Here is a 14,052-nt window from a genome sequence, read left to right as displayed (position 1 = left end):
GTGCCGCTGCTTTTTGCGACAATAGTCGCTCGACACAACCGCGAACGGCACCTCTCTCTCATGACGACGCAGATCCTGTTTATCCGGCACGGCGAGACCGACTGGAATCGCATCAAGCGCATTCAAGGCCACATCGACATTCCGCTCGCGACGACCGGCGTCGCGCAGGCGCGACGTCTCGCGCAGCGCCTCGCCGACGACGCGAAGCAGGGCGCGCGGCTCGACGCGATCTATTCGAGCGACTTGCAGCGCGCGCAGCAGACCGCGCAACCGATCGGCGAGGCGCTCGGCCTGCCGCTGCAGTCGCGCCAGAACTTGCGCGAGCGCTCGTACGGCGCGTTCCAGGGCCATGACAGCGACGAGATCGCGCTGCGTTTCCCCGACGAATACGCGCAGTGGCAAACCCGCGATCCCGGCTTCGCGCCGCCCGAGGGCGAGTCGCACCGCGTGTTCTACCACCGCATCGTGCATGCGATCGAGCCGCTCGTCGCCGCGCATCCGGGCGGGCGCATCGCCTGTGTCACGCATGGCGGCGTGCTCGACTGCGTGCGCCGCTTTGCAACCGGCATGCGGCTCGACGCACCGCGCGACTACCCGCTGCTGAACACCAGCCTGAACGTCGTGGATTACGGGGACGGTCGCGCAACGATCGTGTCGTGGGCGGACGTAGCGCATCTCGACGCGGGCAGCGCCGACGATGATGGTTTCAGGAAGGGACCGGGGCGGTAAGCAAAGGCGGGAAATGGCCCGAGACGCGTGGCGCAATCAATCCCGCTCCCGCACCGCCGCCGCCGCGCGCCGCCGAGCCCGCTTCGATGCTCCATTGACCAGCGCCCAGCGGATCACCGGCGCGACGACCCGCACGCCAGGCCGCGCGAAGGTTCGACGCAGCGCCGCGTGGCGATTCAAGCCGAGCATCGTCTGCGCCCAGTCGGGCAACAGATCGACCCCCGCGTTGAGCATTAGCGTGCCAGCGGGCCGCATCGCGAAGCTCGGTGCCGGCGCGTTCATCAGAATCCTCACGACTTCGCGCGTGCGCTCGCTCGCGACGAGCGCGGGCCGCATCGCGAGCAGGTACGCCTCGATCTCGGCGCGCGAGCGCGGAATATCGACGGCGCCGAGCATTTCCGCGATGCGCGCGGTTTCCGCGAAGTATTGATCCTGCGCCGCGACGGACAGCACCGGATTCACATAGCGCAGGTGCGCGGTCATGAAGCTCGACACTTCCGCGACGTGCACCCACGTCAGCAGCGCGGGCTCGCTCGCGCGATACGACTGGCCGTCCGGTGCGACGCCGGTCACGTCGAGATGAATGCGCTTCACGCGCTCGATCAGCGCGAGCGCATCGCTCTTGCTGCCGTACGTCGTGCCGGCGATGAACGTCGCCGTGCGACGCAGCCGGCCCAGGATGTCGGTGCGAAAGCTCGAGTGATCCCAGACGCCCGCAAGCGCGAGCGGATGCAGCGCCTGAAGTAGCAGCGCGCTGATGCCGCCGGTCATCATCGACGCGAAGTCGGCGTGGACCTTCCAGCAGACGGAGTCCGGCCCGAACAGACCGGGGTCGCCCGGCGGCGACGAGTAGTCGAGCACCGGTCCGCTGCCGGTCGTCAGATGCGTGACGCCGGCGGCGAGCTTCGAGCGCAGGCGGTGGGTGAGGCGCTGCGTGAAATTGCCGGACGGGTCGCCGGCGGGATTGACAGGTGAACGGTTGGAAGGGCCGGGTTGCTGGGTCTGGTCTGACATCCTGGTCGGCCTCGTCGCGTGACTCAGTTCGTGGAATCCCACAGACCCGGCCGCGCGCTCGCCGAATCCGGCGCGGCCAGTCCGAAATGCCGGTACGTGAGCAGCGTGGCGATGCGGCCGCGCGGCGTGCGCTGCAGGAAGCCCTGCTGGATCAGATACGGCTCGAGCACGTCTTCGATCGTGTCGCGCTCCTCGCCGATTGCCGCCGCGAGATTGTCGACACCAACCGGGCCGCCGTCGAACTTGTACAGGATCGCTTCGAGCAGCTTGCGGTCCATCAGGTCGAAGCCGACCGCGTCGACGTCGAGCATGCTGAGCGCGGCGTCGGCCACCTGCGCGGTGATGTTGCCGTCGGCCTTCACTTCGGCGAAGTCGCGCACGCGCCGCAGCAGGCGGTTCGCGATACGCGGCGTGCCGCGCGCGCGACGGGCGATTTCGAACGCGCCGTCCGGATGGATCTGCGCGCCGAGCAGCGCGGCCGAACGCGTGACGATGCGCGCGAGCTCCTCGGCGTTATAGAACTCGAGTCGCGCGACGATGCCGAAGCGGTCGCGCAGCGGATTGGTCAGCATACCCGCGCGCGTGGTCGCGCCGACCAGCGTGAACGGCTGCAGATCGAGCTTCACGCTGCGCGCGGCCGGCCCTTCGCCGATCATGATGTCGATCTGATAATCCTCGAGCGCTGGATACAGGATTTCCTCGACGACCGGCGAGAGCCGGTGGATTTCGTCGATGAACAGCACGTCGTTGGCTTCGAGATTGGTCAGCAGCGCGGCGAGGTCGCCGGCGCGTTCGAGCACCGGCCCCGACGTTTGCCGCAGATTGACGCCCATCTCGCGCGCGATGATGTGCGCGAGCGTGGTCTTGCCGAGGCCCGGCGGCCCGAAGAGCAGCACGTGGTCCAGCGATTCGGAACGGCGCTTCGCGGCCTCGATGAAGATTTCGAGTTGGCCGCGCACTTTCTCCTGCCCGACATATTCGTCGAGCTGACGCGGGCGCAGCGCGCGCTCGAACGCTTCTTCGTTCGGCGACACGGGCGTGGCCGCGATGATGCGCTCGGCGGCGAGTTTGTCGGTTTCGATCATGCGGTCATTGTACCGCGCGCGGCTTGGAGCTTAGCCCTTCGACAGCGCCTTCAACGCGAGCTTGATGCCCTCGGACACGCCCGTACCGGCCGGCACGTTTTTGATTGCCGCGAGCGCTTCTTTTTCCGAGTAGCCGAGCGCGAGCAGCGCATTGAGGATGTCGGACGCGTGGTCGGATGGCGACGCGGCGCCCGCCATCGCGCCGAGGTCGGCGCCGAGCTTGCCCTTCAGTTCGAGCAGCAGCCGCTCGGCGGTCTTCTTGCCGATGCCCGGTACGCGCGTGAGGCGCGCGGCGTCCTGCATCGTGACGGTCTGCGCGAGCTCTGAGACGCTCATGCCCGACAGCACCGCGAGCGCCATGCGCGCGCCGATGCCGGAAATCTTCAGCAGCTCGCGGAACGTCGAGCGTTCCTGCGCGGTGCCGAAGCCGTACAGCAGATGCGCGTCCTCGCGCACGATCATCTGCGTGAGCAGCACGATCCGTTCGCCGGTCGACGGCAGGTTGTAGAAGGTGCTCATCGGCACGTCCACTTCGTAGCCGACGCCGTTGCAGTCGACGAGCAGATGCGGCGGGTTTTTTTCCAGCAGAACGCCGGCAATGCGACCGATCATGGCGGATTAGTTTTCAGAGTCGGATGGGAAAGCGCGAGTGTAGCGCAGCGGATCGGCGGCGCGGGGCATAGTTGCGCTAGCCGACCAGACGCCCGCGCCGCACTCGCAACCCCTTCTTCGCGAGCGCCGGTGCGATGCCGCCGAGCGTGCTCAGCGTCGAGCCGCCGTGCGCGTGGCAGATGGCCATGCCGAGCGCGTCGGCGGCGTCGGTGCCGGGCACGCCTGACAGGCTCAGCAGCCGCACGACCATCTGCTGCATTTGCTCCTTGGTCGCGCGGCCATAGCCGACCACCGACTGCTTCAACTGCAGCGCGGTGTATTCGGCAACCGGCACGCCGCCCGCGACGAGCCCGCAGATCGCGGCGCCGCGCGCCTGGCCGAGCAGCAGCGTCGACTGCGGATTGACGTTGACGAAGACTTTTTCGATGGCCGCCTGATCCGGCGCGTGCTCGCGGATCAGCGTCGAGATGCCCGCGAAGATGGTGCCGAGCCGCGACGGCAGATCGGCGTCGGCGGTGCGGATCACGCCGCTCGCGACGTAGCTCAGTGTGTGGCCGTGTTGTTCGATTACGCCGAAGCCGGTCACGCGCAGGCCGGGGTCGATGCCGAGAATTCTCATGAGGTGCCGCACAAGCGATAAAAACCAGGTGCCTGCGATACTACATCGAACGCGGCGCGCGGCGGTCCGCTGGCAGAATGCCTGGCGGAATAAAAGCTGCTGAAGGCTTTGCGCAGGGAGGGCGATCGAGAATGGAGCGCTACCGCAATCTCAGCGGCGACTCGGGTGTCGACGCTTACGAAATCGGCGACGATTTCATCAAGGTGCGCTTTCGGCCGGGCGTCGTGTATTGGTACACAGAGGCGAGTGTCGGCGCCGAACATGTCGCGGTGCTGAAGCGTCTCGCGCGGCGGGGCCGGGGTTTGGGCACGTACATCAGCCAGCATGCGCAGGTGCGGGACGGTTACGCGCGCAAAGAGCCGGACGATTGAACGCGTCGCCGCGAAACAAAAGGCCCGGCGGGACAACCCGCCGGGCCTGTCTTGCGGCTACCGAACTTCAGCCGATCAATGACGGAAGTGACGCACGCCAGTCAGCACCATCGCGATGTTGTGCTCGTCGGCGGCGCTGACCACTTCCTCGTCGCGCACCGAGCCGCCCGGCTGGATCACGCAGGTCGCGCCTGCCGCGACGACCACGTCGAGACCGTCGCGGAACGGGAAGAACGCGTCCGATGCGACCGCCGAACCGGCCAGCTTCAGACCGGCGTTCTGCGCCTTGATGCTCGCGATGCGCGCCGAGTCCACGCGGCTCATCTGGCCCGCGCCGACGCCGAGCGTCATACCGTTCGCGCAGAACACGATCGCGTTCGACTTCACGTACTTCGCGACTCGCCATGCGAACAGCAGGTCGTCCATTTCCTTCGGCGTCGGATGACGCTTCGTGACGACGCGCAACTCGCGCGGCTGCACGTTCTTCGAGTCGAGCGACTGCACGAGCAGGCCGCCGCCGACGCGCTTCAGATCGAACGTGTTACGGTCTTCGCCCAGCGTGATTTCGAGCAGACGCACGTTCTGCTTCGCCGCGAACACCTGACGCGCTTCGGCGCTGAACGACGGCGCGATCAGCACTTCGACGAACTGCTTCGCCACCGCTTGCGCGGTCGCTTCGTCGACTTCACGGTTGAACGCGATGATGCCGCCGAACGCCGAGGTCGGATCGGTCTGGAATGCCTTCGAATACGCTTCGTGAGCGTCCGCGCCGACCGCGACGCCGCACGGATTCGCGTGTTTGACGATTACGCAGGCCGGCACGTCGAAGGTCTTCACGCATTCCCACGCCGCGTCGGAGTCGGCGATGTTGTTGTACGACAGTTCCTTGCCCTGCAACTGGTTGTAATTCGCGAGCGCGCCGGCCGGCACCGCCAGGTCGCGGTAGAACGCCGCGCTCTGATGCGGGTTTTCGCCGTAGCGCAGGTCCTGTACCTTGTCGAACGCTATGTTGAAGTTGGCCGGGTACTCGTTGCGCGACGAATGCTGCAACTCGTCGGTCAGGCTCGTCAGGTAGTTCGTGATCGCGCCGTCGTATTGCGCGGTGTGCGCGTACACCTTGGTCGCGAGGCGGAAGTTCGTCTTGTACGATACCGTGTTGCCGTTCGAGCGCATTTCGTCGAGCACGACCGCGTAGTCGGCCGGATCGACCACCACCGTCACGTCGCGGTGATTCTTCGCGGCCGAGCGCAGCATCGTCGGGCCGCCGATGTCGATGTTCTCGATCGCGTCCTCGAGCGAGCATTCTTCCTTCGACACGATCTGCACGAACGGGTACAGGTTCACGACCAGCAGGTCGATGGTCGGAATCTCGTGCTTCTCGAGCGCGGCCATGTGCTCGGGCAGGTCGCGGCGCGCGAGGATGCCGCCGTGCACCTTCGGATGCAGCGTTTTCACGCGCCCGTCGAGCATTTCCGGGAAACCCGTGTAGTCGGCGACTTCGGTGACGGACAGGCCCGCGTCCGCGAGCAGTTTCGCGGTGCCGCCGGTCGACAGGATCTTGATGCCGAGGTCCGACAGCGATTTGGCGAAGTCGACGATGCCGGACTTGTCGGAAACGGAGATGAGCGCTTGCTTGATCATGATGAAGACGAAAAGCCGAAGGGAAACGTGGCAGGGCGCGAGAAACTACGACGCGCTACAGCAAACCGTGTTGTTGCAGCTTCTTGCGCAGCGTATTGCGGTTGATGCCGAGATACTCGGCGGCCAGCGACTGGTTGCCGCCGGCCTGCTCGAGCACCACTTCGAGCAAGGGTTTTTCCACGCATGAAATGACCATGTCGTAGACGTCGTGCGGATTGGAGCCGTCGAGATCCTGGAAATACACGTCTAGGCTGTCGCGGACAGATTGTTCGATGTTGTTCTTGCTCATGCTGCTAGTCGGTCGGAGTTGTCCTCGCTCTCGCTGTCGAGCCCGGGGTTGCCGGGCGCTTCGTCGACGTAGACGAGGCGGTCTGAGATCGCCTTTTGCGCGTCAAAGAACTCGTTGACGGCGAGGAGTTGTTCGCGCGTGGTGTCCAGCGTATTCATGCGATGCCGGAACAGGTTGGCGCCGGAAAGGCCGCGAGTGTACCAGCCGATGTGCTTGCGCGCAGTGCGGACACCGGTAAATTCCCCGTAAAAAGCGTAGTGATCTTCGAGATGTTCGTTCATCACCTGCTGGATTTCGTCGATGCGCGGCGGCGGCAGCAACTCGCCCGTTTGCAGGAAATGCTCGATCTCGCGGAACAGCCACGGACGCCCCTGCGCGGCGCGCCCGATCATGATCGCGTCCGCGCCGGTCGCGGCGAGCACCTCGCGCGCTTTTTGCGGCGACGCGATGTCGCCGTTCGCGACGACCGGAATGCGCACCGCCGCCTTTACCGCGGCGATGGTTTCGTACTCGGCGTCGCCGTGGTACAGGTCCGCGCGCGTGCGGCCGTGCACGGTCAGCATCGAAATGCCCGCTGCTTGCGCGAGACGCGCGACGTTCAGCGCGTTTTTGTTCTCGCGATTCCAGCCGGTGCGGATTTTCAGCGTGACGGGCACCGCGTCGGGCCCGACGCCGACCGCGTTCACGACGGCCTCGACGATGCGCTGCACGAGCGGTTCGTTTTGCAGCAGCGCCGAGCCGGCCGCGACGTTGCAGACCTTCTTGGCGGGGCAGCCCATGTTGATGTCGATGATCTGCGCGCCGTTCGCGACGTTGTAGCGGGCGGCTTCGGCCATCATCTCCGGGTCCGCGCCGGCGATCTGCACCGCGATCGGCTCGACCTCGCCTTCGTGGTTCGCGCGGCGCATGGTCTTTTCGCTCTTCCACAGCTGCGCGTTCGACGCGACCATTTCCGACACCGCATAGCCCGCGCCGAGCCGTTTGCACAGCTGGCGGAACGGTCGGTCGGTCACGCCGGCCATCGGGGCGACAAACAGGTTGTTACGCAGATTGTGGGGGCCGAGAGTGGGCATGGCGTGAGCGTGCGCCGACGACGGGCCAGGATTTGACAATCGTGACAGCCGGCGCAGCGCGAAATGCGAGGGAAAACCGTTATTTTAGCGTTAACGGGTTGCCGGGACTCGCGAACCGAGTCTCGTAACCGGTTAAATCTTCTATGAAAGTCGCCCGGCTCATAGAACCGCGCAGCGATTTCTCGCGCTTAACGGCGCTGGCCGAACATCATCTGCCGGGCGAGCGCGGTTTTGATCGGCGGCACGAATTCGAGTGCGGTCAGAGCGAGGCCGCGCAGTACCGCGAGCGGCGCGAAGTCGACGGTAAAGAGGCGCGCGAGCGTGTCGGTCGAGCCGATCGTCAGGCGCCGGTCGAGCGCGCGGCGTTGCGCGAAGGTGGCGAGCGCGAGCGGGGTCGGGCCTTCGGCCGACAGCGCGTCGACGAGCGCGTGCGCATCGCGCAAGCCCAGATTGAGGCCCTGGCCGGCTACCGGATGCAACGTCTGCGCCGCATTGCCGATCGCGACGATGTGGCCGTTCACCAGCGTGTCGACCGTGTTGAGACCGAGCGGGAACGACGCGCGACCCTTGATGTGCGTAAAGCGGCCCATGCGGCCGCCGAACGCGGCGTCGAGCTCGCGCAGGAACGCTTCGTCGGAGAGCTGCGCGCGGCGCGCGGCTTCGTCGGGCGCGCAGCACCAGACGAGCGCGTAGTCGGCACCACGCACGCCACCCATCGGCAGTAGCGCGATCGGACCTTGCGACGTGAAGCGCTCCCATGCGACGTGCGGCTGCGGCGCGGACACGGTGACCGTGCCGACCAGCGCGGTCTGCCCGTAGTCGCGCGAGCCGGCGTTGTTTTTACCGATGTTGCGTGCGCCGGCGTATTCGTCCGTGGCGCGGCTCGGATTTTTCGCGTGCTTCTGGTCGCCGAACAGGCCGCCCTCGGCGTTGACCAGAATCCGCGTGCGCAACTGGCGCGCGACGCCCGCGGTTTCGATCGGCAGCGTGACGCCGTCGAGCACCTGAACCGGCGCGCCGGCCGAGGTCGAGCGGAACCAGTGGACCTGCGTCGCATGCACGGCGTCGGCGAGGCCATGCACGATCGAGCCATAGCGCAGAACGTAGCCGAGCGCGGGCAGGCCGTGCTCGCGATGATCGATCAGCGTGCGACCGAAATGACCGCGTTGCGACACGTGGATGCGCTCGATCGCGGTGGCGTCGGCGGGCCAGCGCAGCGGCTCGAGGATCATCCGGCTGCCGTGCGAGACCGCGATCGCGCGCGGATCGGCGATCGAGTCTTCCGGCTCGCGCGCGTCGACGAGCGCGATCTTCAGCTCGCGCGTCACGCTGCGGCGCGCGAGCCAGCCGGCGAGCGCGAGGCCGACCGGCCCGGCGCCGACGATCGTCACGTCGAAATCGAACCCCTGCTGGTGGGAGGCGGGCCTCAGGATCACCGCCGAGGGAGATGCGTCGTTCATCGCGGATCAGGTCCTCTGTTGATGCGACGCTTGATGGAGGGCTCGTGCTTCCTGCATCAGCGCCTCGATCTCGTCGGCGGCGACCGGCACGTCGCGCGTGATCAGCTCACAGCCGGTCGGCGTCATGATCGCGTCGTCCTCGATGCGGATGCCGATGTTCCAGTAGCGTTCGGGCACACCCTCGGCCGGGCGGACGTACAAGCCCGGCTCGATCGTCAGCGTCATCGACGCGCGCAGCGTGCGCCACGGCAGCACGCCCGCTTCGTCGCGCGGCGCGCCGCGCTCGCGGTAGTCGCCGCAGTCGTGCACGTCCATGCCGAGCCAGTGGCCGGTGCGGTGCATGTAGAACGGCACGTAGGCGCGCCCGGCGATCACGTCGTCGACCGAGGCGAACTTCGCGCGCGGCACGATGCCGGTGTCGAGCAGCCCCTGCGACAGCACGCGCAGCGCGGCCTGATGCGGATCGTCGAAGCTCGCACCGGCGCGCGTCGCGTCGACGGCGGCCTGCTGCGCTGCCAGCACGATGTCGTACAGCTCGCGCTGCGCCGGCGTGAAACGCCCGCTCGCCGGAAACGTGCGCGTGATGTCGGACGCGTAGCCGTCGAGTTCGCAGGCCGCGTCGATCAGGATCAGGTCGCCGTCGCGCGCGATCGCGTTGCCGGCCGGGTAGTGCAGCACGCACGCGTTCGCGCCAGCCGCGACGATCGACGTATAGGCCGGCGCCTGCGCGCCAAACTTGCGGAACGTGTAGAGCAGTTCGGCCTCGAGTTCGTACTCGCGGATACCGGGCCGGCACACCGCCATCGCGCGACGATGCGCGGCCGCCGAAATCTGTCCGGCGCGGCGCATGATCGCGAGTTCGTGGTCGTCCTTGACGAGCCGCATCTCGTCGAGCAACGGCAGCAGGTCGCGCGCGGCCGTGGGCGCGACGGTGCCGCTGCGGCTTTGCGCGCGCACCGCGTCGAGCCAGCCGCGCACCTGCTCGTCGAAATGCGCCGAGGTGCCGAACGCGTAGTGCAGCGCCGGCTTGTCGGCGATGATGCGCGGCAGCTGCGTGTCGAGTTCGCCGGTCGGGAACGCGGCGTCGAGCCCGAATGCTTCGCGCGCGCCGTCGGGGCCGAAGCGGAAGCCTTCCCATGTCTCGCGCTCGACGCTTTTCTCGCGGCAGAACAGCATCGACGCGGGCGCGCCGGGCGCGGCGCTGGCATCGAGCACCAGCAGCGCTTCGGGCTCGGTGAAGCCGGTCAGATAATAGAAGTAGCTGTCGTGGCGGTACGGGTAGTCAGTGTCGCGGTTGCGCAGCGCTTCCGGCGCGGTCGGGACGATGGCGACGCCGCCGCCCGCGGCGCGCAGCGCGGCGAGAACGCGCTCGCGGCGCGTGCGGTAGACGTCGATGGCGATGGTGGGTTCGGTCGGCTGGTTCATCGTGCGATTGTAGCGCCGCGATTCTCCTGGCCCCATTCTCCGCGCGCGACATTGACTCGCTTTGTGCGGCTCCGGACGGCGCGGCGGCCGCCGTCATGTTGCAATCCGTCCACAGCGGCTCGGCGGGCAGTTCGCGAAGATCGCGCCAGCACGCTCGCGGAAGCCTTAGACCACTTATACTTTCGCCGGATTCAGAAAAAGGCAGAAGGTCATGATGAAACTCATCGGTTCGTTCGGCAGCCCGTTCGTGCGCAAAGCACGCATCGTGCTCGCCGATAAGAAGATCGACTACGAACTGGTGCCCGAGAACGTCTGGGCGCCGGATACCCGAATTCACACCTTCAATCCGCTCGGCAAGGTGCCGTGCCTCGTGATGGAAGACGGCGAGGCCGTGTTCGATTCACGCGTGATCTGCGAGTACGTCGATACGCTGTCGCCGGTCGGCAAGCTGATTCCGCCGTCGGGGCGCGAGCGCGTCGCAGTGCGCTGCTGGGAAGCGCTCGCCGACGGCATGCTCGACGCGGCCGTGCTGATCCGTCTCGAAGGCACGCAGCGCGCGCCCGAGCAGCGCGTGGACGCGTGGCTCGCGCGGCAGCAGCGCAAGATCGACGAAGCGCTGATCGCGATGTCCCAAGGGCTCGGCAGCAAGCCGTGGTGCGCGAGCAATCACTACACGCTGGCCGACATCGCGGTGGGCTGCGCGCTCGGCTATCTGGACTTCCGTATGCCGGACCTGAACTGGCGCGAATCGCATCCGAATCTGGACAAGCACTTCCAGAAGCTGTCGCTGCGGCAGTCGTTCATCGATACGGTGCCGAAGGATTGATGAAGCTCGAACGAGCTTGAAAAAAATGCGCCTGCATGTCAGGCGCATTTTTTTTGCGGGTGTCGTGCCTTTGACGTCGGCGTTACCGCTTGCCGTTGCGTCGCCGCGCGAGCCCCGGTCCGAACGCGAAACCGAACGCGAGCAGCAGCGCCGACACCGCGAGCACCGTGTTGTTGCCGCTCGTCACGTAAGGCGTGTTGCCTGAGGTGCCTTGCACGCTCACGTCGAGCGAACCGACCGTGTAGGGCGTCAGGCGCCCGATCACGCGGCCGTTCGCGTCGATCGCGGCGGTCATGCCGGTGTTGGTTGCGCGCAGCATCGGCCGGCCGGTTTCGAGCGAGCGCATGCGCGCGATCTGCAGATGCTGGTCGAGCGCGATCGTGTCGCCGAACCACGCGAGATTGGTCGAGTTGATCAGCACGCCGGCGGGCGTCGCATTCTCGCGCAGCGTGCGCGCGATCTCCTCGCCGAAGATGTCCTCGTAGCAGATGTTCACCGCGACCGGCTGGTTATGCACCATGAACGGCTTTTGTACCGGCGGGCCGCGGAAGAAATCGCCGAGCGGAATGTTCATCAGGTTCACGAACCAGCGGAAGCCCCACGGCACGAATTCGCCGAACGGTACCAGATGGTGCTTGTCGTAGCGATAAATCTCGTGCGAGCCGGGCGTGACGCCGAACAGGCTGTTGGTGTAGTCGACCACCCGGCCGTCCGGCGTGATCGTGCCGCCGATCGCGCCGAACAGCAGCGCGCTGCCGGTCGAATCCGTGAACTGGCGGATCGCGGCCGCGAAGTTCGGCGGAAGCTGCTGCGCGAGCACGGGGATCGCGGTTTCCGGCGTGACGATCAGATCGGCCGGCTTCGACGTGATCATCTGCTGATACTCGTCGACCGCCGCGCGCAAGCCGGCTTCCTCGAACTTCATCTCCTGCTTCACGTTGCCTTGCAACAGCCGCACCGACAGCGCCGCGTTGGCGGGCGTGGTCCACTGCACGAGCGGCAGCAGCAGGCCGATCACGAGCAGCGCGAGCGCGACGCCAGCAGGCACGACGATGGGGGCGACGCGCGTGCCGCGGCCCCGCGCGGCGCGACCGCCGGCGTCATCAGCGGCGCTGGCGTTCGGCTCGAGCGATTCATTCGCACGCCCGGAGCGCCACGACGGCAGCAGCGCCAGCAACGCCTGCACGATCAACGCGGCCGTCAGCGCAACCATCCAACCGACGCCATATACGCCGACCACCGGCGCAAACCCCGCCAACGGGCCGTCGACTTGCGCATAACCGGTGGCGAGCCACGGAAAGCCGGTGAACACCGTGCCGCGCAGCCATTCGCCGATCGCCCACGCGCTTGCAAAGGCGAGCGCGCCGTGCCAGGTCGGCGAGAATGGCGCGCGCTCGTCGGCCGCGCCGTTGCGCGCATGGCCCGCGCAGAACGACCACACCCCCGCGGCGAGCGCCGGATAGACCGCGAGATACAGCGAGAACAGCACGAGCGCCGTGCCGGCGAGCGGCGCCGGCATGCCGCCGTAGTAGTGCATGCTCACATACAGCCACCAGACCCCGCTCACGAAGTTGCCGAAGCCGAACGCGCCGCCCGTCAGCGCGGCGCTTTTCCAGCCGGTGCTGCGCGTGAGCCACGCGAAGAAGAACACGAAGATCGCGAGTTGCAGCCAGCCGCCATGCGGCGTCGGCGCGAACGACAGCGTATTGGCCGCGCCAGCGGCCAGTGCGACGAGGTAGTGCCAGCGCGGCAGCGCGCGGCTGCGCGTGCCGTCTTCGGTGGGAGCGGGGGCGGGGGCGCTCACGCCGCGGTGCGAACGGGAAGTGATCGGGTCGGCCATTGTTGCGCGGTCGGCGTCGGTAGTTGAAAGGGCAACTCAGTAGGCAAACGAGTTGGCAAATGCGCCAGAAATGAAAGCGCGCGGGCGCTCAGGCCGTGCATCGGCCCGAGCCGCCGGCTCAGGTCTGCGCGTGCTGTGACTCGCGCTCGCGCTCGCCCGCGAGCGGGTCGCGGCGCACCAGCAGCATGTGGATCTGGCGGGCGTCGCCGCGCAGGATCTCGAAGATCAGGTCGTCGAGGCGGACTTTCTCGCCCCGATGCGGCACCCGGCCGAAGTGATGCGTGACCAGCCCGCCGATCGTGTCGACTTCGTCGTCCGAATAATGCGTGCCGAAGGTGTCGTTGAACTGCTCGATCTCGGTCAGCGCGCGCACGCGGAAGCGTCCGTCCGGCGAAGCGATGATGTTGCCGCTCTCCTCGTCGAAATCGTATTCGTCCTCGATGTCGCCGACGATCTGCTCCAGTACGTCTTCGATCGTGATCAGGCCCGCGACGCCGCCGTACTCGTCGACGACCACCGCGAGGTGGTTGCGGTTCACGCGAAAGTCGTGCAGCAGCACGTTCAGCCGCTTCGACTCGGGGATGAACACGGCAGGGCGCAGCATGCCGCGCACGTCGAACTCTTCTTCGGCGTAGTAGCGCAGCAGATCTTTCGCGAGCAGCACGCCGATGATGTTGTCGCGATTGCCCTCGTAGACCGGATAGCGCGAATGCGCCTTGTCCAGCACGTAGGGGATGAATTCAGCGGGATTGTCCGCGATGTTGATCGCGTCCATTTGCGCGCGCGGCACCATGATGTCGCGTGCGCTCAGTTCCGACACCTGGAACACGCCTTCGATCATCGACAGCGAGTCGGCGTCGATCAGGTTGCGTTCGTGCGCGTCCTGCAGAATTTCCAGAAGTTCGGCGCGCGAGTCGGGCTCGGGCGAGATGAAGTCGGTCAGGCGCTCGAGCAGCGTGCGCTTTTCCTGCGGTTTGTCGAGTTGACGTCCGGTATGGCGTCGACTGGGATACGTGTCGTTCATGGTAGTGCGCCCGGCGAGACTGGGCGCGCTGTTGCAGTGCGTTA

General features: G+C 66.8%; 14 protein-coding genes. 3 read left to right on the top strand and 11 right to left on the bottom strand.

Annotated elements, in window-relative coordinates; genetic code table 11:
• Positions 1 to 60: 60 nt before the first annotated feature.
• Positions 61 to 729, top strand: a complete 669-nt coding sequence (locus tag OKW41_RS37915; RefSeq protein ID WP_429575708.1) for a histidine phosphatase family protein — start codon at positions 61 to 63, stop codon at positions 727 to 729.
• 36 nt (positions 730 to 765) lie between these two features.
• Here OKW41_RS37915 and OKW41_RS37910 read toward each other — a convergent pair whose 3' ends face one another.
• The 4 genes from OKW41_RS37910 to ruvC all read right to left on the bottom strand — a co-directional run bounded on the left by OKW41_RS37910 (position 766) and on the right by ruvC (position 4,059).
• On the bottom strand, positions 766 to 1,743 hold the full coding sequence (locus OKW41_RS37910; protein ID WP_429575707.1) for an oxygenase MpaB family protein: 978 nt from the start codon (positions 1,741 to 1,743) through the stop codon (positions 766 to 768).
• Between the two features lie 23 nt (positions 1,744 to 1,766).
• Positions 1,767 to 2,828 (bottom strand): Holliday junction branch migration DNA helicase RuvB, encoded by a 1,062-nt coding sequence (gene ruvB, locus OKW41_RS37905; protein WP_184006516.1) that lies wholly within the window; start codon positions 2,826 to 2,828, stop codon positions 1,767 to 1,769.
• A gap of 30 nt (positions 2,829 to 2,858) precedes the next feature.
• Positions 2,859 to 3,440: a Holliday junction branch migration protein RuvA gene (gene ruvA / locus OKW41_RS37900; RefSeq protein WP_429575706.1), complete on the bottom strand. Its 582-nt coding sequence runs from the start codon at positions 3,438 to 3,440 to the stop codon at positions 2,859 to 2,861.
• A gap of 76 nt (positions 3,441 to 3,516) precedes the next feature.
• Entirely contained in the window at positions 3,517 to 4,059 is a 543-nt protein-coding gene (gene ruvC / locus OKW41_RS37895) for a crossover junction endodeoxyribonuclease RuvC (protein WP_184006515.1), read from the bottom strand.
• 131 nt (positions 4,060 to 4,190) lie between these two features.
• On the opposite strand from ruvC, the gene OKW41_RS37890 reads away from it, so the two are divergent.
• Positions 4,191 to 4,430, top strand: a complete 240-nt coding sequence (locus OKW41_RS37890; protein ID WP_018421774.1) for a hypothetical protein — start codon at positions 4,191 to 4,193, stop codon at positions 4,428 to 4,430.
• Between the two features lie 75 nt (positions 4,431 to 4,505).
• Here the strand turns inward: OKW41_RS37890 and purH are convergent, their stop codons facing one another.
• The 5 genes from purH to OKW41_RS37865 all read right to left on the bottom strand — a co-directional run bounded on the left by purH (position 4,506) and on the right by OKW41_RS37865 (position 10,318).
• On the bottom strand, positions 4,506 to 6,071 hold the full coding sequence (purH, locus tag OKW41_RS37885; RefSeq protein WP_429575705.1) for a bifunctional phosphoribosylaminoimidazolecarboxamide formyltransferase/IMP cyclohydrolase: 1,566 nt from the start codon (positions 6,069 to 6,071) through the stop codon (positions 4,506 to 4,508).
• A gap of 55 nt (positions 6,072 to 6,126) precedes the next feature.
• A complete protein-coding gene (locus OKW41_RS37880) occupies positions 6,127 to 6,360 on the bottom strand; it encodes a Fis family transcriptional regulator (RefSeq protein WP_008919619.1) in 234 nt (77 codons plus the stop codon).
• Entirely contained in the window at positions 6,357 to 7,433 is a 1,077-nt protein-coding gene (gene dusB, locus OKW41_RS37875) for a tRNA dihydrouridine synthase DusB (protein WP_429575704.1), read from the bottom strand. The genes OKW41_RS37880 and dusB overlap by 4 nt, the downstream gene beginning before the upstream one ends.
• A 188-nt stretch (positions 7,434 to 7,621) precedes the next feature.
• Positions 7,622 to 8,893 (bottom strand): UbiH/UbiF/VisC/COQ6 family ubiquinone biosynthesis hydroxylase, encoded by a 1,272-nt coding sequence (locus OKW41_RS37870; RefSeq protein WP_429575703.1) that lies wholly within the window; start codon positions 8,891 to 8,893, stop codon positions 7,622 to 7,624.
• 6 nt (positions 8,894 to 8,899) lie between these two features.
• On the bottom strand, positions 8,900 to 10,318 hold the full coding sequence (locus OKW41_RS37865; protein WP_429451671.1) for an aminopeptidase P N-terminal domain-containing protein: 1,419 nt from the start codon (positions 10,316 to 10,318) through the stop codon (positions 8,900 to 8,902).
• A 211-nt stretch (positions 10,319 to 10,529) separates the two neighbouring features.
• On the opposite strand from OKW41_RS37865, the gene OKW41_RS37860 reads away from it, so the two are divergent.
• On the top strand, positions 10,530 to 11,144 hold the full coding sequence (locus tag OKW41_RS37860) for a glutathione S-transferase C-terminal domain-containing protein (RefSeq protein WP_429451669.1): 615 nt from the start codon (positions 10,530 to 10,532) through the stop codon (positions 11,142 to 11,144).
• 82 nt (positions 11,145 to 11,226) lie between these two features.
• On the opposite strand, the gene lnt is transcribed toward OKW41_RS37860, so the two are convergent.
• Both lnt and OKW41_RS37850 read right to left on the bottom strand, forming a co-directional pair.
• Entirely contained in the window at positions 11,227 to 12,984 is a 1,758-nt protein-coding gene (gene lnt, locus OKW41_RS37855; RefSeq protein WP_429575702.1) for an apolipoprotein N-acyltransferase, read from the bottom strand.
• A 118-nt stretch (positions 12,985 to 13,102) separates the two neighbouring features.
• Positions 13,103 to 14,008, bottom strand: a complete 906-nt coding sequence (locus OKW41_RS37850) for an HlyC/CorC family transporter (protein WP_090801803.1) — start codon at positions 14,006 to 14,008, stop codon at positions 13,103 to 13,105.
• Positions 14,009 to 14,052: the final 44 nt, after the last annotated feature.

It is taken from the genome of Paraburkholderia sp. UCT70, assembly GCF_050434085.1.
GTDB lineage: Bacteria > Pseudomonadota > Gammaproteobacteria > Burkholderiales > Burkholderiaceae > Paraburkholderia > Paraburkholderia tuberum.
This window is presented reverse-complemented; position numbering and strand designations above follow the sequence as displayed.

Bases quoted from the DNA above. Each gene is read 5' to 3' on its own strand.
- OKW41_RS37915 (WP_429575708.1), top strand. From the start codon at position 61: ATGACGACGCAGATCCTGTTTATCCGGCACGGCGAGACCGACTGGAAT.
- OKW41_RS37910 (WP_429575707.1), bottom strand. From the start codon at position 1,743: ATGTCAGACCAGACCCAGCAACCCGGCCCTTCCAACCGTTCACCTGTC.
- ruvB (WP_184006516.1), bottom strand. From the start codon at position 2,828: ATGATCGAAACCGACAAACTCGCCGCCGAGCGCATCATCGCGGCCACG.
- ruvA (WP_429575706.1), bottom strand. From the start codon at position 3,440: ATGATCGGTCGCATTGCCGGCGTTCTGCTGGAAAAAAACCCGCCGCAT.
- ruvC (WP_184006515.1), bottom strand. From the start codon at position 4,059: ATGAGAATTCTCGGCATCGACCCCGGCCTGCGCGTGACCGGCTTCGGC.
- OKW41_RS37890 (WP_018421774.1), top strand. From the start codon at position 4,191: ATGGAGCGCTACCGCAATCTCAGCGGCGACTCGGGTGTCGACGCTTAC.
- purH (WP_429575705.1), bottom strand. From the start codon at position 6,071: ATGATCAAGCAAGCGCTCATCTCCGTTTCCGACAAGTCCGGCATCGTC.
- OKW41_RS37880 (WP_008919619.1), bottom strand. From the start codon at position 6,360: ATGAGCAAGAACAACATCGAACAATCTGTCCGCGACAGCCTAGACGTG.
- dusB (WP_429575704.1), bottom strand. From the start codon at position 7,433: ATGCCCACTCTCGGCCCCCACAATCTGCGTAACAACCTGTTTGTCGCC.
- OKW41_RS37870 (WP_429575703.1), bottom strand. From the start codon at position 8,893: ATGAACGACGCATCTCCCTCGGCGGTGATCCTGAGGCCCGCCTCCCAC.
- OKW41_RS37865 (WP_429451671.1), bottom strand. From the start codon at position 10,318: ATGAACCAGCCGACCGAACCCACCATCGCCATCGACGTCTACCGCACG.
- OKW41_RS37860 (WP_429451669.1), top strand. From the start codon at position 10,530: ATGATGAAACTCATCGGTTCGTTCGGCAGCCCGTTCGTGCGCAAAGCA.
- lnt (WP_429575702.1), bottom strand. From the start codon at position 12,984: ATGGCCGACCCGATCACTTCCCGTTCGCACCGCGGCGTGAGCGCCCCC.
- OKW41_RS37850 (WP_090801803.1), bottom strand. From the start codon at position 14,008: ATGAACGACACGTATCCCAGTCGACGCCATACCGGACGTCAACTCGAC.